At 43.8% G+C, this 26267-nt stretch carries 23 protein-coding genes; 15 read left to right on the top strand and 8 right to left on the bottom strand.

The window, feature by feature from the left end; genetic code table 11:
* Positions 1 to 409: 409 nt before the first annotated feature.
* Complete coding sequence (locus M472_RS40750) at positions 410 to 643, bottom strand: hypothetical protein (protein WP_144062785.1); 234 nt, start codon at positions 641 to 643, stop codon at positions 410 to 412.
* Positions 644 to 646: 3 nt separating this feature from the next.
* On the opposite strand from M472_RS40750, the gene M472_RS45300 reads away from it, so the two are divergent.
* The 11 genes from M472_RS45300 (at position 647) to M472_RS45920 (ending at position 13773) form a co-directional block, all read left to right on the top strand.
* The gene (locus tag M472_RS45300) at positions 647 to 871 is read left to right on the top strand and encodes a hypothetical protein (protein WP_144062784.1); all 225 of its coding nucleotides are present in this window, start codon (positions 647 to 649) and stop codon (positions 869 to 871) included.
* A 343-nt stretch (positions 872 to 1214) separates the two neighbouring features.
* On the top strand, positions 1215 to 1850 hold the full coding sequence (locus tag M472_RS40745) for a fibronectin type III domain-containing protein (protein WP_021071799.1): 636 nt from the start codon (positions 1215 to 1217) through the stop codon (positions 1848 to 1850).
* A gap of 116 nt (positions 1851 to 1966) precedes the next feature.
* Positions 1967 to 2350: a hypothetical protein gene (locus tag M472_RS40740; protein WP_021071798.1), complete on the top strand. Its 384-nt coding sequence runs from the start codon at positions 1967 to 1969 to the stop codon at positions 2348 to 2350.
* Positions 2269 to 3360: a CHAP domain-containing protein gene (locus M472_RS45835; protein WP_235049529.1), complete on the top strand. Its 1092-nt coding sequence runs from the start codon at positions 2269 to 2271 to the stop codon at positions 3358 to 3360. The genes M472_RS40740 and M472_RS45835 overlap by 82 nt, the downstream gene beginning before the upstream one ends.
* 66 nt (positions 3361 to 3426) lie before the next feature.
* Positions 3427 to 3879: a hypothetical protein gene (locus M472_RS40735; protein WP_144062783.1), complete on the top strand. Its 453-nt coding sequence runs from the start codon at positions 3427 to 3429 to the stop codon at positions 3877 to 3879.
* A gap of 788 nt (positions 3880 to 4667) precedes the next feature.
* A complete protein-coding gene (locus M472_RS40730; protein ID WP_158499940.1) occupies positions 4668 to 5270 on the top strand; it encodes an RNA polymerase sigma factor in 603 nt (200 codons plus the stop codon).
* 83 nt (positions 5271 to 5353) lie between these two features.
* Positions 5354 to 6547 (top strand): FecR family protein, encoded by a 1194-nt coding sequence (locus tag M472_RS40725; RefSeq protein WP_031301969.1) that lies wholly within the window; start codon positions 5354 to 5356, stop codon positions 6545 to 6547.
* A 37-nt stretch (positions 6548 to 6584) separates the two neighbouring features.
* On the top strand, positions 6585 to 10040 hold the full coding sequence (locus M472_RS40720) for a TonB-dependent receptor (RefSeq protein ID WP_021071792.1): 3456 nt from the start codon (positions 6585 to 6587) through the stop codon (positions 10038 to 10040).
* Between the two features lie 45 nt (positions 10041 to 10085).
* Positions 10086 to 11489 carry a RagB/SusD family nutrient uptake outer membrane protein gene (locus tag M472_RS40715; RefSeq protein ID WP_021071791.1) on the top strand — a complete coding sequence of 468 codons (1404 nt, stop codon included), beginning with the start codon at positions 10086 to 10088 and terminating at the stop codon, positions 11487 to 11489.
* Positions 11490 to 11500: 11 nt separating this feature from the next.
* On the top strand, positions 11501 to 12631 hold the full coding sequence (locus M472_RS44720) for a TlpA disulfide reductase family protein (protein WP_021071790.1): 1131 nt from the start codon (positions 11501 to 11503) through the stop codon (positions 12629 to 12631).
* A complete protein-coding gene (locus M472_RS45920) occupies positions 12631 to 13773 on the top strand; it encodes a TlpA disulfide reductase family protein (protein WP_021071789.1) in 1143 nt (380 codons plus the stop codon). The genes M472_RS44720 and M472_RS45920 overlap by 1 nt, the downstream gene beginning before the upstream one ends.
* Before the next feature lie 210 nt (positions 13774 to 13983).
* Here M472_RS45920 and M472_RS40700 read toward each other — a convergent pair whose 3' ends face one another.
* Entirely contained in the window at positions 13984 to 14478 is a 495-nt protein-coding gene (locus M472_RS40700; RefSeq protein WP_021071788.1) for a helix-turn-helix domain-containing protein, read from the bottom strand.
* A 78-nt stretch (positions 14479 to 14556) separates the two neighbouring features.
* Entirely contained in the window at positions 14557 to 15675 is a 1119-nt protein-coding gene (locus tag M472_RS40695; protein WP_144062782.1) for a hypothetical protein, read from the bottom strand.
* Between the two features lie 300 nt (positions 15676 to 15975).
* Between M472_RS40695 and M472_RS40690 the strand changes: the two genes are divergently transcribed.
* From M472_RS40690 to M472_RS40680, 3 genes are all read left to right on the top strand, one after another.
* A complete protein-coding gene (locus tag M472_RS40690; protein WP_021071786.1) occupies positions 15976 to 16371 on the top strand; it encodes a hypothetical protein in 396 nt (131 codons plus the stop codon).
* Between the two features lie 66 nt (positions 16372 to 16437).
* Positions 16438 to 17436 (top strand): helix-turn-helix transcriptional regulator, encoded by a 999-nt coding sequence (locus M472_RS40685; protein WP_021071785.1) that lies wholly within the window; start codon positions 16438 to 16440, stop codon positions 17434 to 17436.
* Between the two features lie 305 nt (positions 17437 to 17741).
* Positions 17742 to 18092, top strand: coding sequence for a hypothetical protein (locus M472_RS40680; RefSeq protein WP_021071784.1), 351 nt, complete (start codon positions 17742 to 17744; stop codon positions 18090 to 18092).
* Here M472_RS40680 and M472_RS40675 read toward each other — a convergent pair whose 3' ends face one another.
* From M472_RS40675 to M472_RS40660, 4 genes are read right to left on the bottom strand one after another with little or no spacing between them, the layout of a single operon-like run.
* Positions 18093 to 19445 (bottom strand): RagB/SusD family nutrient uptake outer membrane protein, encoded by a 1353-nt coding sequence (locus tag M472_RS40675; RefSeq protein ID WP_158499939.1) that lies wholly within the window; start codon positions 19443 to 19445, stop codon positions 18093 to 18095. It lies immediately after the preceding gene.
* Positions 19446 to 19470: 25 nt separating this feature from the next.
* Entirely contained in the window at positions 19471 to 22635 is a 3165-nt protein-coding gene (locus M472_RS40670) for a SusC/RagA family TonB-linked outer membrane protein (protein WP_031301966.1), read from the bottom strand.
* Positions 22625 to 23389, bottom strand: coding sequence for a TlpA family protein disulfide reductase (locus M472_RS40665; RefSeq protein WP_021071781.1), 765 nt, complete (start codon positions 23387 to 23389; stop codon positions 22625 to 22627). Before M472_RS40665 ends, M472_RS40670 begins: the two co-directional genes overlap by 11 nt.
* Positions 23382 to 23909, bottom strand: coding sequence for a hypothetical protein (locus tag M472_RS40660; protein WP_021071780.1), 528 nt, complete (start codon positions 23907 to 23909; stop codon positions 23382 to 23384). Before M472_RS40660 ends, M472_RS40665 begins: the two co-directional genes overlap by 8 nt.
* An 862-nt stretch (positions 23910 to 24771) precedes the next feature.
* On the opposite strand from M472_RS40660, the gene M472_RS40655 reads away from it, so the two are divergent.
* Positions 24772 to 25536, top strand: coding sequence for a MarR family transcriptional regulator (locus M472_RS40655; protein WP_021071779.1), 765 nt, complete (start codon positions 24772 to 24774; stop codon positions 25534 to 25536).
* Between the two features lie 278 nt (positions 25537 to 25814).
* Here M472_RS40655 and M472_RS40650 read toward each other — a convergent pair.
* Positions 25815 to 26267 (bottom strand): ATP-binding protein (locus M472_RS40650; RefSeq protein ID WP_021071778.1); only part of this gene is annotated, 453 nt, incomplete at its 5' end.

Below are 26267 nucleotides of genomic sequence, written 5' to 3'. Positions count from 1 at the left end.
AAAAAGAAAAGACAAAAAATTAGAAATATGAATAAGCTCGAAATCTGCTAAACAGACACTCGTCGCAATCGTTTACATCGCAATGAGTGCAATCCTTGTACTCCAATCATTATATATCGTCAAAAGCAGATTAAGCACAAAAGTCGACATCAGCTGCTCTGTACTAATGTCGATTGTGGGGATCTATAGCCTATACACCACAATCATGAATCCATCCACCTTTACATGGAGTTTGGTAATATCATTTTTCATCGCCCTTGCCTTCCGATGGACACTCCACTTCAAAAAACAGATAGCAGAATAAAGGATGCAGGTAATACCTGCAAAAATGACACATCGAAAGCTCCGTCTGCTTCATCTGTCATCTTACTTGATCAATCAGCCGTCTCTGCCTATAAATAACTTACCGTCAACGATCATTCAGCTGTACCTCGTGATTAGTCATACGCATCACTTGATTCATCATACGGGCCACTTGATGATACACCTGTAGCTTTTGATCCATAGGAAGGTCCATCCCATCAATCACCAGATAAACTTGATGCATCACGGAGATCATTTGAACAATAGGCCGTCCTATTTGATTCATCGGCTGGAGCACTTGATCAATCGACTGTCTGACCTGATCAATCGTGTGTGCCACTTGATGAATAGATTAGTCTATTTGATTCATCTTCTGCCTTGCTTGATTGATCATCCGTCTCATTTGATTAATCAACTATCCCTATCGAATAATCATCCCGTTCAATTAATTGTTCGCCCAGCACATTTGATGGATCACCTGCTTCACTTGATGGATCATCTGCATCATTGGGTCAATAGACTGCTCCACTTGATGGATCTTCCAGCGCAAAAGGACATCCAAATTTGAGATCCTTCTGCCAAAAATAGAGGTTTCTGCAAACGCTTGTATACTGCTTGTACAATGGCTGTATAATCTTGTGCAATCTTGTCCAAAAAATCGATCTCCGCTGATATTCAACCCAACTTCGGGGTATGAAAGGAATAATAAAACAGATCAGAGCGCCGCCCTTGGAGTAATGGGAAAGGGTGAAAACCCCGAAAATTGCCGACAATTCGGCACAGGCAGGGACAAGAGTGATGAGTAACAAAGCCAAGAGTTATAACCCTCTTAACTGGATAACTCGTTCACTTGCGTAGTGCAACGAAGTCCCGACATAGTCGGGAATAACTACATAACAATGAATTAAATCATGAGAAGAGACAAAGTAAAAACAGATTATACAGGAGTGAAGGATAGCGAGCTGGCTATCCTGGCAGGCAAGATTGCCGGATTCATGGAAGGCAACACCAATTTTAGTACGGACATCAAACCCTCGGCGGCAGAGCTCCTGGCTGCGGCTGAAGACTACCGTATCAAGCATGAGATAGCCATCAATGGGGGCTCCTCGCACGAGAAAGAACTCAAAAAAGAGGCAAAGTCAAAGCTCTTGAATATGCTTACACATCTGGCCCATATGGTCAATATAGAAGCTCAGGGCAATACCGTAGCACTGAGCAGTACGGGTCTTGTGTTTAATAAGCAGCCTACTGCACAGCAGGAACCAGGCATCACCGATAGGATCATACTCAAGGATGGTCGCCTGACAGGTCAAATGCGCGTCGATTTTGATAGGATATACAATGCCTATGAATATGAGATACAGGTCGGCGAGATGGATAGCTCCTCAGAGCGGATTATCTGGGGTGAGATGCACCTGACAGCTTCCAGTATGAATACGATTATAGCGCCGCTGGTACCCGGCACCCGCTATTATGTACGTGTGCGTGGCCGCAATAAGATCGGTACGGGCGATTGGTCTGATCCCGTATCAATGATGGTGCGATAGCGAATCAATTTGGGTTTTAAAGTAGTGATACAGTGACAAAGTAACACAGTGACGAAGTTACTGGTCACTAGTCACTGGTCACTTACTTTAACTACATCACTTAATAACTACATAACATGATAACAATAACAACTCCTTCTTCGCTGGCCCAGGGCTGGCAGCGGGAACTCTCTTTAAAAGAAAAGCTGTTCTTTGGCTTTTTACTGCTGATCATCGGCTGGATCATGGTCTCTACCGTATTGCAGCTGTTCGATCCGGCTATAGGCGTACTGGATTATGGTAGCCTGACACTGCTGCTATTCGGTCTGCTGGTCGGATGGCTCGCAGTATATATCAGCGTATGGCTGCAGGAACTCCTGTGGCATCCCTTCAAATCGTTCCGTCAAAAATTTGGTCATCACTTCAATACACTTTCATCATGGCAACAATGTATTCTTTATTTTTCGGTTTTCTTTTTACTGCTATATGCAGTGATAATGGTGATGGTAGTGGTGTTTTAAAGTTCGGTTATACTATTTTATTTACCCTACCCGATACCAATCCGTCATTTTCCATGACGAGGACTTCATTTTTTTTCTTGATGAAAAAAACGAAGCAAAAAAAATCAAGACTTGGGCAATACGACGCTAAATATTTCTTGACAGGTCTAAACATCTCGGAGCCGTTGCACTTCGCTCCACTTCATCGATATGTTTTTAACGACCTGCAAAAAATATTCTTAACGCTGTATCACCCTAGGTCATTGGACGACGAAACGCCTTCGGTGAGCTCGCAAGCTCATCAGGGGGATATTCTGAATGGTTTACGTCTCGCGCAACCTAGGCCATTTTATTCAGGTAGTGCTAGTAGTTCAACCTATTTAGGTAACCCTAGTAGTCCCTTACAACCTAGATTAATGTCGCCTGTGAAGATTCTGACAATAGCAATGGGAGGCACTAACGTACGGTCAGAAGGTTCGAGCGACGATTTTTGCTTCTTTTTGGGAAAAAGAAGGAGCCCGTCTGGCGACGAAGACATGAAGATTAAAGATGATAAGATTCTTTTTGCTAGTATTCGCCAATCAATAATAGCAATTGCTTCTGCAGAACTGGGAACCACCGAAGCCACGGGCAACAATGATGGCAAACGTGTTGAAGAATACCTGCGCTATACACATCTTGGTAAAGGCTACGAGTGGTGTGCCGCTTTCGTGTCGTGGTGCTATGGACAAGCGGGCTTACCTGTCCCACGCAACCCATGGAGCCCGGCACTGTTTCCCAAAGCCAGAACGTATTGGAGAAGCGGCGAGAAGGTTAAAAGATTAGAAAGTGAGAAGGTAAAAGCAGATGTATTCGGGATATACGGCACCAAAGTGAAACGTATCAACCACGTGGGACTGGTCAAAGAAATGTCCAATGAATACCTGATCACGATCGAAGGTAACAGTAATAACCGAGTGGAATCCCGACGTAGACACCTGCGGACGGTGTATGCGTTGGCGGATTGGGTTGATCAGGTTAACGAGTTATGAAGTTATCGAGTTAACAAGTAAAGAGTCATGTCTGGCTAGCATGGAAGACAATAAAACAATCATATTATGGAAAGAAATATTACGATATCCCGAATTTACCTCAGTCCCATCCTCATCATTCTCCTCGCCTTGTCTTGCCGTACCAACAAACACAGCGTGGAGAAACAAAAAGCCGCACAACAGGTACATCGCTCCGAATCGCAGGAATGGCAGCAGTACCTACAACAGGATAGCACCATACGCTACTGGCACTTTGCAAGTGACTCCATATTCTACTTTCATCCTGATAGAGGCCTTTGGGGGCAGGGCGGTACACTCTATTACGAAGAGCAGTCGGCACACACCCACGAGCAGAAGACCAACATCAGCGTTAGCAACAGTACAGTCATCCAGCAGCACTCTTCCAAAACGCAACAAAAAACGATTCGGAAAAAGCAGCTCCCCTGGTATATTTATTTGATTATGCTACTTGGCCTAGGATCTCTAGGAGTCTATTACCTCAGGAGAAAAAGAATTTAAACTAAGAACGCCTGAAGCACATCCCTTCAGGCGTATTTTTTTGAATCCAACCTCCGCCTCTAACCTATCTAACCCTGCCACTCATTACTGATCACTCATCACTAGTTAACAAGATAACTCGATCACTTTGATACCCTTACTGTCCCAATAATGTAACAACCATTAACTTAACCACCATTAAGTTAATGGCCATTACAAAAACAATGATTTATTTTGTATTATTATTTACATTCCCGTCACTCTCCACTCCTTAACAAGATAACTCGATCACTAGATAACCTATCATCACCAGTCACTTCGTTACTCATCAACCACAAACTCCTTCGTATTTGTGTACACACAACACAAAAACTCCTTCGATTTAATGTTTAAAATCACAAAAACTCCTTTGTGTTTATGTATATTTGCCTAACACAAAGAATATTAATCATGAAAAGAGCACAGCTAGAAGAATTATTGAAATGGAAAGATTCTCCAAGAAGAAAACCTTTGATAATACGGGGCGCTAGGCAGGTTGGAAAAACGTGGCTAATAAAGGAATTTGGCGCATCGGCATGAAGCACATCACTTCAGGCGTATTTTTTTTGAATCCAACCTCACCCTCTAACCTATCTAACCCTGTCACTCATTACTGATCACTCATCACTAGTTAACAAGATAACTTGATCACTTCACAACTACATAACTCCATAACCAGTTAACAAGATAACTCGATCACTTGATAACTCGATCACATCATCCCCCCCACTTCGTCAACAAATTAAAAAGTAAAAAGTAAAATCCTATATTTGCCTTCAACACAACTAACTGATCCGATTTTGACGACGAACGCCGAAAGAGAACTCCTGATAAGACTCAAAAGTGGAGATACTGATGCCTACAACACGCTCTATGATAGGTACAGCCTATTCTTTTATCAAAGAATTCGCAGCTTAGTAAAAATAGATACCATAGCCCAGGATATCTTACAGGATGTTTTTATTAAAATCTGGGACAGACGAGCGCAAATCCAAGAAGACAAATCTTTTAAATCCTATTTATACCGTATCGCTCAGAACGAAGTATATGACCATTACCGGAGAGTTTCCTTAGATCATAAAGCACAAGAAGAAATCACCATGCACATGGGCTTTTCTTTTCAGGACGACACGATATTGCACAAAGAAGTCCAGGAACATATCGATCTGGCCATACAGCAACTCCCTCCTAAGCAGCGTCTCATTTTTGAGCTGTGCAAAATTGAAGGAAAAACATACAAAGAAGCCAGCGAGATTCTACAAATCTCCGAATCTACCGTGAATGCACAGATTGTATCGGCTACAAAAAAGGTAAAACTATACCTTTCCAACTCCGGCATATGGAGTTTGCTGTTGCTTTCGATACTAAAATAATATTTTTTTCATACCAGACTAGATGCCTACGGTTTCCCAACCGTATATAGGGTGTATTTATCTTTTTTTAATTGCTGAAATCCGTGAATAAAAAACTGTATCATAAATTTATAACCAACTCCTGCACACCCGAAGAATTACTTCGGATATTCATCCTATTTGGAACAGAAGATACGAGCGAGCTCAAAAACCTGATCCATGATGAACTCAGCAGCGAGGGAAACAGCACAGATCATACACAGCCAGAGGATCACAACACACTATTGCATGTTAAGGAGAACCTAAATCAATATATCAGCAGCCAGCAGGAGACCGACAATAGGAAGGTTCGGACACTACCATGGAGCTGGATTAAATATGCAGCTGTGCTGATCGCCGTTGGTTTTGCAGGATACGCCTGGTTTTTAGCCCAACACACATCAGACTCCTTAGTCCATATAGAGCCGTTGGAAGATGTCGTTCCGCTCAATGGGACAGCCTATATCCAGTTGGCCAACAATAAGTCCATCCCACTGCGCAAGGACCAACAGTTGATCGTCGACGAACAGTCCATAAGCTATGCCAATGGCGACCAAATTGATGAGTCGCTGCTATCGACCGACTCTATCAGCGTCATCACTCCGGCAGGCAGCACCTACACGCTCCAATTGAGCGACGGAACGAAGGTATGGCTCAATGCCAAAAGTAAAATCACATACCCCAGAAAATGGGGCAATGAGCGCCGGGTAAATATGCAGGGCGAGCTGTATTTTGAAGTTGCGCACGACAAGACAAAACCATTCTTTGTAACCTCGGGCACACAGGAGATACGGGTGTTAGGTACAGCATTCAACGTCAATGCATACCCCGAAATGGGCATGATAAGATCCACATTGATAAAAGGATCGATAGCGCTGACAATACGGGACAAAAAGACCGATCAGTTTATCGACAGCAAAAAGCTGATTCCTGGGCAAGAAGCTATCCATCATCTGAAACAACAAATCGTACGATTGCAAAAAGCCAATACGAAGGCCATAACGGCATGGAGAAATGACGTTTTTTACTTCAACAATACCCCTCTGGAGGAATTGATGAGTACCATCGAGAGGTGGTATGACGTCGATGTCATCTATCAAAATGCCAATTTCAAAGAGGTATTCAATGGAGAAATCGAACGCAGCAACTCCCTAAAAGAACTCATGCAGATTCTTGAACAGAGTGGGCTCACCTCCAAGCTCCTTCGGGTAGATGGCAAAAACACGATTGTCGTAAGCAATAAGACTAACCCACATTAACTAGAGCACTTTATTTAACTAACCTAAAATAAATATCATGAAACAAAAATTGATCTTATCCTTAAAAGGAGGGATTGCCTTACTGTGTCGCATACGCAGACACCGTAAGCTCAAGATGTCCTTACTGGCAGTAAGTATGCTCGTAAGCAACAGCAGTATCTTGCTCGCAGAGGCACAAACGATCACCCTCGAAAGAAAGAATGTTGATCTCGAAGAATTGTTGAATACCATCAAGGACAAAAGTGGCTATCGTTTTTTTTGGAAAGGAAATGACCTGGGGGCATTGCCAGCGAGTATCAATGTAAAAAACGCAAGCATCCAGGAAACCATGGATCAGCTCGCCAAATCACTGCCGATCACCTACAGTATCACCAATAAATCGGTTGTAATCCGTCAAAAAGAAAACACCAAGCCTACAGCAAAAGAGACGCCTTTGCAAGAGCTTCTGGCATTGACTGGCAAGGTGAAAAACAAGGAAGGCAAACCAATTGCCGGAAGTACGATCACCGTAGAGGGAAACGGCACAAAACGTGACATTTCAACGGCCAAGGATGGTTCGTTCGTACTGGACCGCATGCCTCCCGGAAACTATAAAGTAATCGTCAGCTGCGTCGGTCACAACACCCAAGAATTTCAAATCAACCTTGCCAAAGACAAAAAGAACCATGATTTTACCCTAGTTCCAACCGATCATGAAATCGAGGCCGTAGTCGCCATGGGCTATGGCAATGTCAAACGGAAAGACCTGACCGGTGCGATTGGTTCTATCGGCCGCGAAACCATCGAGAACACCTCCGTCTCCTCTGTCGACCAACTGTTACAGGGAAAAGTCGCAGGTGTCGATGTCATGATAAGCTCGGGCATGCCCGGTGCGGCTGTAAAAGTACGCATCCGAGGCAATTCTTCCTTGATCGGCAATACCGAACCCCTCTATGTTGTCGATGGTATACCCGTGATCACCGACCGCAACTATGCGTTCAACCAGACTACAGGCGGAGATATCCGGGAAAATCTATCCGGGCTGTTGAACATCAATATAGCTGACGTAGAAAGTATCGATGTCCTAAAGGATGCATCCGCTTCGGCGATCTATGGGTCGCGCGCGGCCAACGGCGTAGTCATCATCACGACACGAAAAGGCATCAAGGGACAGAAACCATTGATCAACGTAGGCTATGATTATGGGTTTCAGAAAATGCATAACGCATACCGCCCATTAAATACAGCGGAGTTTAGGAACATCATGACCGAGGCAGCCACCAACGGAAGCCCCAGCCTGCAGGGATGGTGGTCGGCGGTATACCCGCACATGGCGCTTATCTTGAACAAGCCCGACGAGTATTTTGGAACAGAGGACAACAATTGGCTCAAGTTGATGACCAATAACAAATCCTCCGCAGAAAACTTTAATATCTCCAGCAGAGGTGGCTCGGACAATATTACCTATTATGTATCCTATTCCAACAACTCAAACAACGGTGTGCTGAAAGGCAGTGGGATGACCCGAAATTCCGGGAAAGCACAACTCGATGCCTATATCAACCCCAACTTGCGCATGGGCGCCAATATAAACGTCTCCAACTCCGATACAGACATCAAAAATGGTGGTCTCACCAATCTGATAACCTGGAGACCCGACCTCCCTATATACAATGCAGACGGATCCTACTATTCGTATGAAAACAGCGACAACCCACTTGCAGCGAGCACACAGATCAATAATGCTGTTACGACAGCCCTTAACGGGTCAGGGTACTTAGAGCTGAAGGTGCTGCCGGGCTTATTCTTGAAAAGTGCCCTTTCATTCAGCTATGATCTGAGCAAGACCAGGTTATATTTTCCGACAACCACCATACAAGGCAGTCGAGAAGGTGGGATAGGCGAGCAAAGCCACTCCGAGAACCTGAACAGAATATTTGACAATACGCTAAACTACAACCGTGTTTTCAACGAAAAGCACGACTTTAACGCATTGTTGGGTATGTCCTTTGAGCAATTGACCGCCCAATTTTTTACCGGGATCGGCACAGGATACCCCAATGACTATGTCCTGAATAATCTATCCAGTGCTGCAAATGCCTACGCCGTATCCGGTGATAAGGAAAAAGTAGGATTGGCGTCGTACTTCTCCAGGATGAACTATATCTACGACGACCGCTACCTGTTGACATTTACCGCCCGACTGGACGGTTCCTCTAAATTTGGAAGCGACAATCGCTATGGATTCTTCCCATCCGTAGCCGCCGCCTGGAAAATCAATCAAGAATCTTTCCTAAAACAGACCGAATGGATTGATGAGCTCAAATTGAGATCAAGCTACGGCATCGTGGGCGGATCGAGCTTAGGAACCTATAGATGGCGGACCAAGTATACCTCCGCTGGATATGCTGGACTGCCTGGGATAATACCTCAAAACCTCGAAAACCCTGCTCTAAGATGGGAGCGCACGAGCATGTTTGATGCAGGGCTTGAATTTTCACTATTCGACTATCAGCTCAATGGTAGTATCGGTGTCTATTCCAAATATTCAAAAGACCTCTTGCAGAGTACGACCATAGCCACGAGCACGGGCTTCAATACGGTCACGCGCAACGTATCGGAGAGTTCCAACAAAGGTATTGAGATGGCTCTGAACGGATACCTGCTCAAACGGGACAAGTTCAAGTGGCACATGGGAGCCAATGCCGCCAAAAACGTTGCGAAAATCGAAAAGCTGAATGACGGCAAAGATGTCGGTTCCTACTACGATGACAACCGATTTATCGAAGGCGAGCCCGCAGGTACGCTGTGGGGCTATGTCGCTGCTGGCATATTCCAGACACAGGCCGAGGTAGATCAATACAACCAGGCCGCACGGGAAAAAACGGGCAATCCGAAAGCCTACTACCAAGAACAGTTTACGGCACCTGGAGATATTCGCTTTGTCGATGTCAACGGAGACGGCAAGGTAGACTTCGAAGATCAGCAAGTGATAGGCAACAGTTCTCCAAAATGGACCGGAGGACTTACAAATACCTTTACATTTCTGGACAACTTCTCGCTGACTGTATATTCCAACTTTTCCATAGGTGGAAAAAAACTGTGGAATGCAAAGCGTACGGCCTATACCTTCACGGATCAAAATCAATCCCACCTGATGTTGGACAGATGGACAGTAGACAATCCGACCAATGATGCACCGAGGCTCTCGATAGGCGACCGTGTTAACAACGCACGTGTATCCACATTCTGGCTTCATGATTACTCCTATTTCAAGATACAGGACATCAATCTGTCGTACAAGCTACCTGCGAACATTGCCAAAAAGTTCAAAACCCGCAATCTCATGCTTCATGCCAGCGTGAGTAACATCGCCACTTTTACCAAATATCCAGGCATGAGTCCCGAAGGGTTCTCGGCATCATACGATGGGGCATTTTACAACGGATCTATCGATTATACAGACTACCCGATGACCAAAACCTGGTCCTTTGGTATCAAAGCTGAACTATAACAACAAATCGAATCACAAGTCACGGATTACCAAACAACGAAATATATGAACTACTTTAAATATATACTAATAGTACTGGCAGGAGCGGTATCTTCCTGTTCATTGGTGGATGTAATGGATGAGCTTCCGCCTCATGCCCTGGTGCCAGAAAATGTTATTAATGATGAAAAGAGTGCCGACAAGCTCTTGATTGGAGCCTATTCCGAAATGCGTGGCAGAGCATACAACGATGCACTGGTATGGGCACCGTCCTGTGCCGCAGGCTTCTTTAAAGAGGGGGTCAGGGATAACATGTCTTTTGTGGGCGAGCACAGCTTTATGGGGAATGAAATCTCCGCTTCGACCACACAAACGGGACACCTGTGGACAGGGATGTCCAAAACGGTGAACTATGTCAATTATTTCGAAAAGGCCCTGGCCGCTACGGACGACAAAACGGTAACAGAAGAAGCAAAAAAACGGATGCTGGGAGAGGCTCGATTTCTACGGGCACATGCCAACCTGTATCTCCTGACTTACTTTGGTTATTTCTGGGATATGAACGCCCCACTGGGCATTGTCCTCCGAAAAGAAGCCTCCAGCACCAAAGATCTCTCCAAAGAAAGATCGAGTGTCAAGGAATCGTACGAATTTATCCTCGAAGACCTGATATATGCCAGCGAGCATGCACCCGAGTATGCATCAGAAAACAATTATAGAGGGAGCCGCCTTGCAGCCAAAGCCCTACTGGCACGCACATATCTCTATATGGGCAATTTTGAATTGGCTGCAAAATATGCCAAAGCGGTACTGGACAATACAGACGGGGTAGCCTTAGAAAGCAACTACGCCGAGGTTTTCAAAAAGAACCTTACCGCCAAAGAGATGATTTTTGGCAGAAAACTAGATACAGAAGCCAAGCGATACGATAATCAAAAATGGTCATTCCAGAATGCAGGTCTTGTTCTTTCGGACCTGGCCATACAGCTTCTTAAAGATGATCCCCGCTATGAGCTCAATACGGATAGCGCGATCATGGAAGACTACTACACAGGCGAGGAGAAATTCTATGGTATGAAGACCCTAAAAACATGGAACGACAAGGCAGATTTTGGCACCGTATTCATCCGGCTTGCGGAGATGCACCTGATCTATGCGGAAGCCCTGATCCGCAGCAATCAAAATCTTTCCGAAGCTGCCGATATGATCAATATCCTGCGCGAAAGAGCGGGGCGCACCGACCGTGTGGCCGTGACCAACCAATCTACGATGCAGGAAGAACTATTGAACGAAATATTCCACGAGCTATCCTTTGAAATCGGACACGAATGGTATGCTATGGTCCGCATGAATAAGGTAGCCGACTTTAAACCTGCTATCACAGACCCCAACCGTTGGGTATGTGCTATCCCCAGCGCCGAGATCTCGTACAATATCCTTGCTAGACAGAATCCTTATTACATACGATAACAATCCATACAATGAACAAAACAAACATTATGATAACAGTACTGTGCCTACTTGGCACCGTACTGTTCACTTCGCTGAAAAAATCTCGCGGCTTTGAAGTCCAAGGTGAGGTCGCAAACATGAAAGACGGAAGGATACTCACCATGTTTACCGGTCCCGACCACGATCTGTACAAGATGGACACGATAATAGTCAAAGATGGCAAGTTTACCTACAAAGGAGAGGTCGACATGCCCAAGATGATCTATTTCTATTTTGATGGTCTCCATGATCGATTGCCTTCTTATGGTTTTCAGATCTTTATGGAAAACAGCAAAATAAAAGTTAAGACCGACCTTAAGAACCTCAAGAAAGCCGAGATAAAAGGCAGTAAAAACCATAGCGAATTCGAGCGTCTGTATCAAGGCACCGATCTATTCGACCGCCTTGAAAAACTGTCTGGCAAGATTTCGATGGCGATGAAAGAACAAAGGCAAGCGGATGTGGACAGTTTGCAGAAAGAGCGCAAAAAGCTGCTCGACGAGACCATCACTTACCTTACTGCAGACAAGGCTTACTCCAAGAGCATACCTGCAGCATTTATCGTCTATAACCATATCGGGTCCATCCTGCAAGACAATGAAAAACTGAAAGCTACACTGGACCTGCTCGATGACGGAGTAAAAGAATCATGCTATGTACAGTTTCTGTACCATAACATAAAAAAAGATGCAGAGCTGGCTATCGGCGAGAAAGCGCCTGACTTTACCCTGAGCGACAGACACGGCAAATCGTACAAACTGTCTGATTTTAAAGGAAAGATGGTCCTACTTGACTTTGGTGCTTCATGGTGCCACTGGTGCAAAATGCAAAAACCCTATCTACAGGCTGCCTATGATAAATATAAGGATATGGGCCTAGAGATCATCTACATCTCGCTGGACAAGGACAAGGAAGCCTGGGAGGCCGATCTGAACAAAGAAAACTACCCGTGGCTGGCACTGAGCGACCTCAAAGCATGGCAGGGACCGATCACAAAAGAGTATAATATCAGTGGGGTGCCCCATATTTTTCTCATAGACAGAGACGGTACCATAGTGGAGAATGATGCTCGTGGAGAGCGTATGGAAAAAGCATTTCAACGTATACTAAATAAAAAATAATGTTAAACAAATTAGCTACCGTAGCTATCGGCTTACTCACCGTCTGCCACCTCAACGATGCTCAGGCCCAGGAACAAAAATTTACGGTCATTGGACAGCTGAGCAAAGCGACCCATGGTCAAAAGATATATTTCAATTACAATTCGACCCAGGGTGACGTGCTGGACTCCCTCTATTCCCAACATGGCAAATTCCGTTTTGAAGGCACCATTGATGGGCCGCAGCTGGCCACCCTGTTGCTAGACAGCAACAACCAGGGGTTTCAGGAGTATTCGTCCAAGTCGGACAAAAAGATGTTCTACCTGGATGGCGAAACCATAAGGCTTGCGAGCGACTCTACTTTTAAGCAGGCGACGATAGAGAACTCGGCTATCAACAGAGAACATGAGCGCTATAAAGCCCCGCTGCAACCCGTTATCGAAAAAATCAGAGTTATCAATACGAAGTTTTTTTACGCGAGTGCCGAGGAGAAAAATGATCCCGAGTACGTCCGCCAAACGGATATAGCCTATAATAAAGTCGAGCAAGAACTGATCGAGCTCCAGAAAAAATACATCCGCGAAAACCCGAATTCTACATTCAGTCTCCGGGCACTGTCCGAAATCATCAACGTATATGAGGACGTCAGCATCCCTAAAGCATTATTTGACGGGCTGTCTCCCGAACTCAGACAGAGCAAACAGGGGAAATCCTTTCAAGAACAACTGGATCGCAGAATGCTTGCACAAGTCGGTGATGAAGCTACCGAGATCGCATTGCCGGATCAAGATGGCCATATCGTCAAACTGTCAGACTACAAGGGAAAGTATGTACTGGTAGACTTCTGGGCTTCATGGTGCGGTCCCTGTAGAGAGGAAAGCCCCTTTCTGGTCGAGCTATACAAAAAGTATAAAAGCAAAAACTTTGAAATCATCGGCATATCCCTCGACAAGCAACGGGATGCCTGGCTCAAAGCTGTAGCGGACGATCAATTAAGCTGGGTCCATCTTTCAGACCTGAAAGCATGGGGCACCGAAGCGGTCAAAAACTATGGGATAGTAGGTATACCCCAGAACTTTTTGATATCGCCGGACGGCAAAATTGTCGCCAAAAACCTAAGAGGAGACCATTTGGAAAAAACACTCCTTGAATTCATAAAATAGGGATTTCATCCCACATAACATGCCCGAGACACACTGCCTCGGGCATGACTTGTTAAATCAGACTTGTCACGAACCACTGGTCACCAGTTAACAAGATAATTTGATAATCCATCTCTGCCCTTAACTCTCTAACCTATCTACCCCTATCACTCATTACTGATCACTCATCACTAGCTAACAAGATAACTCGATCACTTGATAACCCAAAAACTACACCTTCCCCTTACGCACCGAATACCACTCCCGCAGATGCGCTACCTCGCTGGAGATAAAGCGTACGCCGCCGCCCTTCTTGCCGATCCGTACCTCCGTGAGCAAGCCTTCATCCCGGTGGGACACCAGTGTGCCTCGCGATATCTTCAGTATATCGAGCGCTTCGCTGGTATCCATGAGCCAATCGCCCTCGGCCAGTACCAGGTCGTGGATATGAATAAGACGGCGCTTGTCCGGCACCAAGACATCATCCTTTTGCGTTGGAACTGTTGCATGTTCCACACGAGGAGCTGCAGCCTTGCCCGAGAGCGATCGCTCTATAAGCAGCTGCATACCAGCCAGACACTCTGCCTGAGAAGCCTGACAAGATATAAATATATCCATGAGCTGGTCGATTTGTCCGATGATAAAGGGGATGTACAATTCGGGAGACAGTTCGGCATAGCGAGCCCATGCCGCCTCTTGTCTAGCTTTAAAATCTTTATTTTCCATGGTTTGGTAGTGGTTGTGACCCACCGCCGAAATCAGGACAAGCGTCAAGATAATGAGGCCCACCCCAGTTGATCTGATTTACTGATCGGGACTATGTTTCTTCTTGATCGGCACGAAGATATCCCAGACTTCATACCATCGGTCAGCTCTATTCGCGATAAATTGCTCCACATTGGCGGTACCGATATTAGGCCCAAACTGCAATAGATTCATGACATCCATCTTCCGCAGGCCATTCTCCGTCATCCGAGCCATCGTATCACGTTGCAGCAGCAGATGTCCCCCTTCCTTATAATGGTTCATATGGACATGCATCATATTGACCATGCACGATTTGTGGATGCGTACCATACATTCCAAAAGCCCCAATTCCCTCAATGTCTCCTGTATATTACTACAGCGGATACAGGTTCCATCCATCAGATAGACATCTCCCCCCTTGCTCCGTACACGTATGAGAACGATGTAAAAAAAACGGACAATCCCGGATGCATTGTACAGCGAATCTTCTCGCAACACGATCAAACGCTGGTACAGCGCATGCAAACCATCATCTTGCCCCGAGATAATTTCGGTTCCGGGAGAAGAGCTACGGGCTATCATATCCTGCATAATGGGCTCGAGAGCATCTTGGATTATTTCCCGCACCTCATTCTTATCCGCAGCAACAATGTACATCCTTGAGGCTGCCTCCGCTGCAGGCAGCACTTCGGCCTCGACCAGAGCGGGGGGCTGCTCAGCTGCGGATGCCTGCAGATCAGTCAACTGTCGCTTCGCACTTTTTAATCTCCAATATGCAAAACACACCACTGCTAAGGCATAAACCCAAAGCCTATACTTGACATTGTAATACAAGATATCAGGGAGCTGTGGATTAGCAAAAAAAGAACCTGCTACAAAAATCAGCAATGCCAACAGCCCTGGAGCTACACATATCGCATAATACAACAGCCTATGCAACCCTCTGCGCGATCGCCCAGAGTCCACATCTTTCATCCCTTCTTTGGTGACATACGATACCCAGAATAAGGTACCTAACATGAGAAAGAACATACAGAGGTATAAGATTGCAAAGCCCCAGGAAAAGATCCTGTGCTCTATAATCTTCCCATAACCGATATGATTATATAAAAAAGGGAACACCAATAGCATCAAATAATATCTCCAATTTCTTGAGAAGATCTTTCGAAGAAACATAATTACATATTTGGTTTTTAACTGATTAACCCTAAATATAAAGAGCAAATCTTAAAGAAGCAAATTTCATAATAGCAAATATTTTAATTTTACCGATACACCCAGCCCTGATCGGGTATTTGTATTACAATCGATACCGGATTGAAAAACAAAACTCCCCTGTACAATCCTGAAATCTGGATTAAAAACCAAAAACAACGTTGTTGGATCCCTCAGCCCTCTTGAGGAGCTGTATGATCCGATTTAATTTCGGAATTTTAGACAAACCAGTTTGTAAAAAACACCAAAATATAAATACATATGAACGAAAAATTCGACAATCAGGGTGTGCACCACATGCAGAACCACATCCTGTCCCTTACGCCTGCGCTACGCCAGCACGAGTGCGACCAGATCCGATCGGACCTTGTCGCCTGGCTACGCGCGAATTTTGACCTGCATCCCAATCAGCACAGCCAGTTAGCGCAAATGCCTTCCGAGCTAACACAGCAGCTAGGACATCGCATCGCTCGCAGCTGGGAATCTGACGTCCGGGTTACTTTTCAAAAAGACACCCGCGACCAAGATGATGTCCCCGATCTGAAAGAACTTATCATCTTTGGGTTGGATGATCCCGAGACCGGGCATAACAGGTTACAAAACACAGGGGCAATACCTCCCCTGTTGATCCAAATACGTTACAAATACAGGATGTAGCACACCCATAGCTCTATTCATCAGGGATACCGTCCCGAAATCCGGTATCCCTCGATTATTAACCGTATGAAACAATCTTTACACATACAGCTCGAACTCCTCTTTGGCAAGCCCTGCACGGCCGAACGGCTAGACCTGCGCCCTGATATCATGATGAAAACCGATCTCGTCACGTACTGGAAAAATGAGCAGGGGGAGGCTATACTACAGGAATTCGATGGTCGCGAGGGGTACATCTACCAACTGGATCTATCGCTGACATCAAGTATACAGCTGCCCTTGCAGGTACTGGCAATAGATATACATGCCATGTATGCGCTGTCCACAGCTGCCCCTTTAATGCTTATCGATCCGGTGCAGCAGCAATGCTATCCGCTAGCAGACCAACGGGCCCGCTTTTTCTATCTGCCAGCACGAATCTATCACCTCCAGGTACCAGCAGCAAGGATCCAACTTTTTGGATTCTATTTTCAGCCCAAATTATTCCGCGATAATAACGAGCGGCCTTTTAAGTTTTTACACCCCTTGATACATGCACACCGCAACCGGCAGATACAGTCCCTGTGCAGCGTAGATTTTAAGGTGGGCAACACGACTAAAAATTATATCGAGCAGCTGCTCCGAAATGTCAAAAAAGGAGACCTTGACAGCGAAAAATATATACTGGACACCGTGATCACGCTTTTGCAGCTCGCCCGCACCGAGATATATGACGAGTACGAACGCACATCCGACCCCGAGGAACTGATCCGACGGTGCAGACAGCGTATAGCAGACCAAATAAGGGACAGCTCCCAGCCCGTTATACTCAAGAATATCGCCAAGCAACTGCATGTAAGCTTCGAGCATCTCTGCAGGATACATAAAGAACAACACAAAACCACCCTACTGGCCTACCGGGACGAACTACTGCTCGACAAGATCAAAGGACTATTGACATCCTCCTCTTATAGCTTATCGGATATAAGCGAACGCTGCGGTTTCAGTGATTCCAACAGCCTCATCAGGTTTTTCAAAAAGCAAACAGGCACCACGCCGGCCCAATACCGAGAGAACTTACGCTAACGCCGATAACCACCTGACCTACAAAACCACAACATCAATTTCGGTCTATATCGACTATCAGCTTTGGCCTAACAGCCGCTTTGTTTTACAGCCTACCTTAGCTTTATCAAAACGCAAGTACAACGGCTCGGCGATACCAGGTATCAATGAAAAGGGCGTACCGGCCAAAAGGTATTTCGGACTATCAGTATGGGCAGCTCTGACATCGTGCAACGTAGAGACTGCTTATGATAGCAAATGACTCCCAATGCCCAACCCGGAGTATAAATAGGTTGGCATTAGTGAACCATATAAACATTAAAAAAATGGAAAATTTAAAAAGAAATTGGCTAAAAGCCATCATGGGACTAACATTGATGCTGGGTCTCATGTTTGTGATCAACGAAAGAACCGTTGCAAAAGAAGAAACGGAAGCCAAGCAAGCTCCAACTACATACTATTACAACGGTCCATCCGCATCCCTAGCAACCAATATTATGGTAGCCTCAAATTGGAGTACGACCCAAGCTCCCCAATTTACTTGTGAGGATGATCAAAATCTTGATGTGCCTTGTAGCCTTCAAGTGCCCGCAGGTAAGACTATCAGTCAACATTTGACAGACCTTGGTAATCTATCAGCTGTCGAAGCTGCGACATCTACACGTCGGGCCGAATAGTTACCTACGATTCTGCTTGACGCCAGACATTCTGACCACTTGTTCGGGAATAAGCAAATTAAATCGAGGATCATTAGAGGGTAGAATTTCTTCTTTACCTTTAATGATCCTTTTCATTTTGATACCTGCTCCTAAGCTATTCAATCGCTTTACATCAGTAAAACGTACGCCACGAAACAGAAGTTCCTTCCTACGCTGTTCAATTACTTCATCAAGCAAGTTGTCGTCTAAGATATTGGGTATAGCCGTATTTTTCAGTAACCGATGCTGTAGAAATGAAAGCAGGAGGCTTCTTGACAGGTCATAATTCTGTTCACGTGCATGAGTCTCTGCGAGTATCAGATACATCTCCGCAGCTGTTGTTCCTGAGAAAAGTGAAGCTCCAGAGTAAGATCCAATAAATCTTATTGTTCCATCTACGTTTTCACTGAAAAATATTTTTTTGCGCAGGTCATTTATGGGATAACTATCATAAAGGTCCTGTTTGACCTTACGTATACCCACATTCATCGAATAATGAGCGCCACTCAAAGCACGTCCATATAAAACTTCCTTATGTTCATCCACGGTAAAAGGATACCGCCCTGAGAAGGTAAACTCATTATAGTCGAGTAAACTTCCTCCTTCCTTCAAGGTCAGGTCAGCATATTCTGCTGCTTTAGGAAAATCGTTCATATACAAATACATCCGCGCCATATAACTCAGTGCTGCCGCACGGCTAGGGAGATGTATTTTTTCTGCTCGAACAGGGAGCAATTGAGAAGCTTTCAAAAAATCGTCTTCTATTTGCCCGAATGTCTCAGCAAGTGTAGCTCTTGTCGTTTTCTCATTGAAATCCGCATTTAGCTTAAGCGGGATCCCCTGCTTTTTATCCGCATCTTCGGCAACATACACCTCACCCCAAGCCTGAGCAATCTCCAGGTGATTAATAGCTCTCAAAAAATAAGCTCGCCCTTTTACCTCTTCCGACTTTTGACTCACACCATATTGCGCTTGATACTTTTCTAATGCTTCCAGTACGACATTAGCTCGGTAAATCGTACTGTAGCCATATCCCCATCCGGAATCACCATCGCAGGTCTGTATAAAATTGGGATCTTTCCAACTATACAGCTCGATATCAGTCATGCAGAATAAAGCATCATAATCTGCATCTAAAAGATAATAATCATCTGTCATCACCTCACTCTCTTGAACTCCCTTTAAAGTACCTGTACCGCTCAGTATTGCGTTAAGATCTTCTATAGTAGTAGGAATACTCAATTTCTGATCAGGCTTTTCATCCAAAAAGGAATCACAACCAGTAATTATACTCAACAAGAATACCGAGGCGACTACATATAATGGTTTCATATTCATAATATTTTACATTTAAGCGTTAAAAAGCCATCCGAACACCAAATGCCCATTGAGTTGGTGGCCTAAATGAATTTAAGCTGTTTTCATAATCTGGGTCTATTCCCTGTTTATTGGCACTCCAAATAAGCCCAAGATTATCTACATGGACAAATAAACTCGGTTTCATTGTCCCACGAAGTAATTGTTTAAAATCATAATTCAGATGAACATATTGGAAGCGGATGTGACTCCCCGAGTCGACCAGTACAGACGAATATTTATAATAACTGTCTCTATTTATATCTAAGGGATATAACATCACCGGAATCTGCGTATTCTGCTCATCTCCGACCTTCATCCAACGCTTGCCGTAGTCAGCATGCATCACATTCTGCCCAAAAAGTACTGGATAATCAACACTTTGCCTTCGTATAGAATGACCTGCTTTATACAGTATCCGAAAGTCTAATGAAAGTTCTTTATAGCGGATACTGCTCCCTGCTGAACCGAACCACCTTGGAAGCAAAGGCCCTCCGTAGTGCATATCTTTTAACAATGTATTATTATAAATACTTGCATAATCTTTTGACTCTTCCCCCTCAAAATAACCAATAGGATTACCATCCGTATCCAATGATTTCCAGGGAAAAGCGTAGACAGCATATACAGGACGTCCTTCTAGACCAGAAATAGCTCCTTCAAACATAAACTGATTGCCAAATAGGTTTGTCAGGTAGTAACTTTCTACTTTATCTGCTGACCTACTTACATTTGTTTGGAAGGTGAGCCCCCAGTCCTTAGATTGTATGGCATGTACATTCAGCTGTAAGTCAGCTCCGCGGCCTTTCATTTTAGCGACATTTCGCACGACAGACTCACCGATACCGGCTGTCGGGTCTACCTCATCCATTCCATACAGATCTCTACCATACTTACGGTACCAATCAAAAATGACTTCGGCACGACCTCCCCATAGACCAAGATCCGCTCCCAAATTTAATGTACCAATGCTTTCCCACTTCAGATCGGGGTTAGCATAACTTGCAAAGTTTGCGATAGAACTATTAGTTTGAGAACTAAAACCAATATGTCGTATTGTATTGACAGATGCCATACTGGGATCTACATTGCCGCTAAAACCATAAGTGGTTCGCAATCGCAAACGATCTACCCAGCCTATCTTGCTGTCTATAATTTTGTAACTCGCCCCTAGTGACCATAACAAATTCCACTTATCATTAGTTCGTAAACCAAATAGATTAGTCGCATCTCTTCGTAAGCTTCCCGTCACGTTTAGTTTTTGCCCATAAGAGTATGTCCCATTAGCAAATACCGACACATAACGAATGTTAGTTCTCATCACTGATTGTCCATTTGGAATATAGCTTCGTGTTCCCGTCACTACATCTGGAAAAGTTTCCAGATAATTGACATCTGAAATTGTAAGATTGTCTGCATTAAAGCCATACAAACGATCTGAGTAGCCCTCATTACGCATACTTCTACCCTCGAAACCCAACAGCCCTGACCAAAAGTGACCTCCTATCCGCTTATTGATATCCACCTGAAGACGAGCATTGTGCGCCCATTGATTTGCAAAACCTTGGTCGACTATTCCTCCCTTGGGTACATTATACTTCACTGTATTTGTAGCCTTATCAATCACTGAAAAAGAATTAATCAGATTACGGGCATAATAACTCCTTTCGTTGCGATGATTCTTCTGCTCGCTGCGATCAGTCACCAGATTATACTTGACGTCTAGAGCAAGCCAATCAAACAACTTATAATTAAATCCAGTATTCCAATTAACAATGAACTGCTTTCTTTTATTATCCAGGTAGCTATGGTCTTCCAACGGAACAAAGTCCCAGTTTAATAAAAGCCCTTCGTTATTAAGCTGATCAATGTAGCTTTTGTTTCGCTGCGCAATCGGTAGAGACCTTCCATTCGAGTCTACAAACTCTGCATAAGGATAAAGTTCGTACGTACCAAGTTTAATATCTCCATATCCAGAGTTACCGGTTACATTCTTGATAAATGTAAAATTCACATCGGTAGATAACGTCAAAGATTTGGATAGCTTCCATTGGTTGGACAGCCGATAGCCTACCCTTTGGAAGTCATTATTCGTGGTAGATTGATCTCGATCAACCCCCAATGAAGATGCCCAAGCGTAGCGTTCGCTGCCACCCTGCCCCTCAAGGTGATACTGCTGGAGAAGCGATGGTTTATATAGATATTTTAAATAATCTTTACGTACATCAATACCTAGCAACCGCTCCCTTAACATCTTGTAATCGGTGCTGTCGATAGCACCCGTTCTCAGCTCAGCCAGCGCATCGATGATGGGTGTCAATGGTAACATTGCTGGATTGCTTATCCTAGAATCGTAATATCCTTTATCAAACAGAAACTCTTCCATCGCTATAAAGTCGGGAGAACTCATAACTGGTAAGCGCATCAGGTCCGGTTTTTCACCAATCTTCATAGAGGAAGAGAACCGAAACTGCGCTTTTTGATTATACTTCCCTTTTTTAGTGGTCACCACAATTACACCATTGCCTGCACGGACTCCCCAGATAGCAGAGGCCGCTGCATCTTTTAATACTGTAACAGACTCCACATCCATAGGGTTGATATCATCGAGACTACCTTCATAGGGAAAGTTATCGACAACAACAAGCGGCTGCTTTTCCCCTCTTATTGTACTTAAACCTCTCACCATTAATCTCCCCGTCGAGTTACTGTTATTATCATACATAACTCCAGGGGCTACAGCTGGTAGCATAGCCGTAAGCCCTAACCCCACCTGTTGTTCAAGCTGTTCTTTCCCTACTATCGAAAAAGCCCCGGTCGTACTGTTTTTGTCCAACTGTTGATAGCCCGTACGTACCAAGACCTCTTCTATCTGCGTACCAGCTGGTACCAGATGAACGATCAACTCCATTAACTTATCGACAACGACAATATTGGTATCTTTATAACCTAGATAACTAAACTTCAATACCACATCGGCTCCTACACTCGGGATGTCAAATCCTCCGTTCTGACCAGACACCATTGTCTTAAAACCTTTTCCCTGAATATTTACCCCTGCTATAGGTATTCCATTGATCGCATCGACCACTCTACCCCTGATCTGTGCCCCAAGAGCCTCCATGGTCAATAAGTAAATAACTATAATTGATATGCTACTTTTCATGATTGCCTTGGCTTAAAATGTTTAACATATCGGCCACATGCCCTGCACTTACAGAAGGAGCCAAGGTATGGGCAAGAAAACGACCATGACTGATCCAAACGTACCGTGGATAGATTTTGTGCGGAAATAGCTGCTGTATCAGAGTATCATCTATTATGGACTGTAGCGCTGACATCTTACTCGCTTCCAAAATAGATGGTTCCTGGGTTTTAATTTTCTCATAGGTATCACGTGTAACCCGGGGGTTTACCAATAAAATATTGGCTTCTTCTTGAAACTGCGCAAATAGTTTGTCATTTTTCTCCATCTGACCGATACAGATAGCACACCAGGTAGCCCAAAAATCCAAAACCAGAAGTTTATTTCGGTACTGTTCCAAATTGGTCCGTACAGTATCCCCATTATTGTAAAACAAGTGATTAGTAGTCCAAAATTCTTCAGGAACTTTCATCCCCAACGCCAAGGGCTGTACAATATTTGAATCTATAGTATTGTGCCCATCGGCAGCCGAGCGTATCTCCCCCTGAAGTACTGACCTCGACTGCGTCTGAGCGACCACCTGCGTAAACGCAAGCGAACTAAACAACACACAGAATATTATTGATAAAGCTGATAGCTTTTGATTTTTAGCTAATAGCGTCCACCATTTTCCCGTAATGTCATTTCGACCGCAGGGAAGTATCTGACCCGACTCATCAGAAGGTCTATAAATGAGCAAGGCACAATTGCTATTTTGTTTAATTTTATCAGACATGTCCCCCTCCTTTCTGTATACCTACCAATGTCTCTAAAAAGCTAAATCTTATCTCTTCCTTGATATTTTTTTGGTCATCAAAAAACACATATTTACCAACAGCGCTATCATCATAATCCATATAATGAATGATATAACTTGCAATCATAAATAAGGAGAAATCATCAAGGAAATTATTTAGGTCTTCAAGCTTACCATTACTTTTTCGAACAGTACTCCTTGCCGATAGTATTAAATCATATAGATTAAACTTTGCACCATCACAACGATATTTCCACCAAAACTCTTCGACAACTTTAAATGGACGAAATGTATTTAGATCGAGCGACTCAAATTTATCATGGACCGGTGACAAAAGACGGTTATATCTTCTGGTTCGATTTACACGAAATTTCGCTACTTCAGGAGACATCAACTTCCGTTCTTCGCGTGTCTTCCTGAGTTTTTTAATTATTTGTTGTTCAGACTTTATATTCTGATCACAGAGTGTACCTCTCCCACCCCTTAAAAAATTCTTCATTTTTTTAAAGATTTAGATTTGAGGCAAAACCGTAAAAGAGCAAATAGGTAAATTTGACGCAGCAATTTTACGAATTCTCAGCTTTACGGTTTTACCGCAATAAAATAATATTGAAAGGCAGACGAGGATTATCGGGTTATCTCATAAGGGTTTAATAATTGGTGACGCCTCATCTGCGCATGAATAAAAACCGACCTGTTTATTTATAGAAAATCTATATAATTCTGATTCAAATCCTTGCAAGTGCATTTATATTTTCCTACTTTTAGATTGCTTAAGTCCATATGTGTGGAAAATACGTCTGTCCTGTGCCGGATTCGTATCGGTACAAGTCGGAAAAACCAAAAGAGAAGTACTAATTATTGCCCTATACGGACCTTAACATGTACTGTGTAAATAGACCGTAGTCTATGTACCCCTTCTTGGTTTTTAATGTTTTGAAACACTACTCGGGGGGACAAAGCTTGTTCTTTATCAGTACGCGTAGCGCTGGGTAGCAGCCTCGACCTTGGGTCGCTTGCTGTACATTGGCAATGGAAGACTCTTGTGTCGTCATAGTTTATAAAATTTGGTTACACACTTTAAGAATCTCGAGGAAGAAAAGTGGAGCTATATAAAAAGAGGTAAGCCCCGCTATCTTCGACTGAATATGAGGTACGACGAATAACCCATGACGCAGTTTCAAATAGGGAGGCTTACCCCTTCACTTTGTAAAAATACAAAAAGAATGGGGGTTCGCAAACCCTACGTCTCGCGTCATTGAAATTTCGTCGTTTCCATATCCGAGACTCGACCAGATTAACTGATCTAGAACAAAGGTAGCAATAGAAATAATAATATGCAACAAATTTCTCTTAAATAAATGAAAGAACCGGAAATTGACCCTAGAAAAAAAGAATACATCTTAAAATTCGTTACAGCATTAATAGAGTTCATTAAGGCTAATGATATTGAGGTCGGTAGTGTATCTAAAAAAATAGATGAAATTGAAGCGTTATTCAAGGGAAAAAAATATTTATTCGGAAAGTTATTTTATAACCTATACAAAGAGTATGGTTTTGACTTAAATTCATTTTGCAAAAGTGTTTTTATTGCATCTAAAGCTAAAATGATAATATCTTCAACGGATTCCACTAATCGATTAACTCTGCTTCTTAGTCCATTTCTAAACTCACAAAAAACCTTTTACGCTTCGGCAGACATAGAAAAAACCAGATTTAGCAGGATATTAAAACTTGGGAGATTAGACGAAATATATGCAGACGAAGTTTACGGAATCGCAGTAGCCATCGGCGTAGAACCATTGGTTCTTTTTGAACATTTCTTTGAGGAAGCGAAGCATACAACTTATGATCTGGCATTAAAGATACTAGAGCTATATGTCCCGAAAGAAGAAGATCAATCACAAAAAGATACAATAAAAGATACAATAAACTTATCTCCTAATCAAGAGAGAATTCTACAGGAGATCATCAAGAATAAATACACGACTGTCGAAAAGCTATCGGCGGCAGTCGGTATCAATTCCGCTAACATTCAGAAAAATATAAAGAAGCTAAAAGATGCCGGTCTAATAAAACACATCGGCCCCACGAAAGGTGGCCACTGGGAGGTGATCCAAAAATAGCCCCATTCAAGCCTATTACACCACCGAAGCAGGCAAGGATATACTTCGCTTGAAACAGGAGGAAGACAGCGAAACAATATAAGCAATCGCCAACTCCGGAAAAAAGCATTAAATAAACTAGCGCAGCAGGAAAGGCACAGTATAAACTTAGCGTCTTATTTCATGAGAAGAAAAAACGAATTAAAAACTATAATTGGGTATTTCGGAGTGTTGATGCCAGTGATTTCGGTCAAACCGTGCCACTCAAAAGATCATACAATTATATAAAAAAGCTGTGATTATTCCTTTTTCAATATTCCTTTTCTTAAGGATTCACCTTTCAGGTCTATCCTATGCGAGGAGTTTACGATCCTGTCCAGTATTGCGTCAGCGATAGTCCCTTCACCGCCGATGATTTCATACCAGGCTGATACCGGTATCTGGGAAGATATTATGGTGGATCTTTTGCCATGCCTATCGTCTATGATATCCATCAATGTTTCCCGATCCTGGTTATCGAAGGCCTGCAGTCCGAAGTCATCGAGTATCAAAAGTTCCGACTTGGTCAGTTTTTCCAGCTCCTTGAGATATGTACCGTCAACCTTGCTCAGTTTCAGTCTCTTGATGATCCGGGCAGTTACTGTGTAGAGTGTTTTTATTCCAGTGAGACAGGCCTGGTGTCCCAGTGCCTGAGACAGGTAGCTTTTTCCAGTGCCGGAAGCTCCACAGATTATGATGTTTTCCTTCCGTTG

It is taken from the genome of Sphingobacterium paucimobilis HER1398 (assembly GCF_000416985.1).
GTDB lineage: Bacteria > Bacteroidota > Bacteroidia > Sphingobacteriales > Sphingobacteriaceae > Sphingobacterium > Sphingobacterium paucimobilis.
This window is presented reverse-complemented; position numbering and strand designations above follow the sequence as displayed.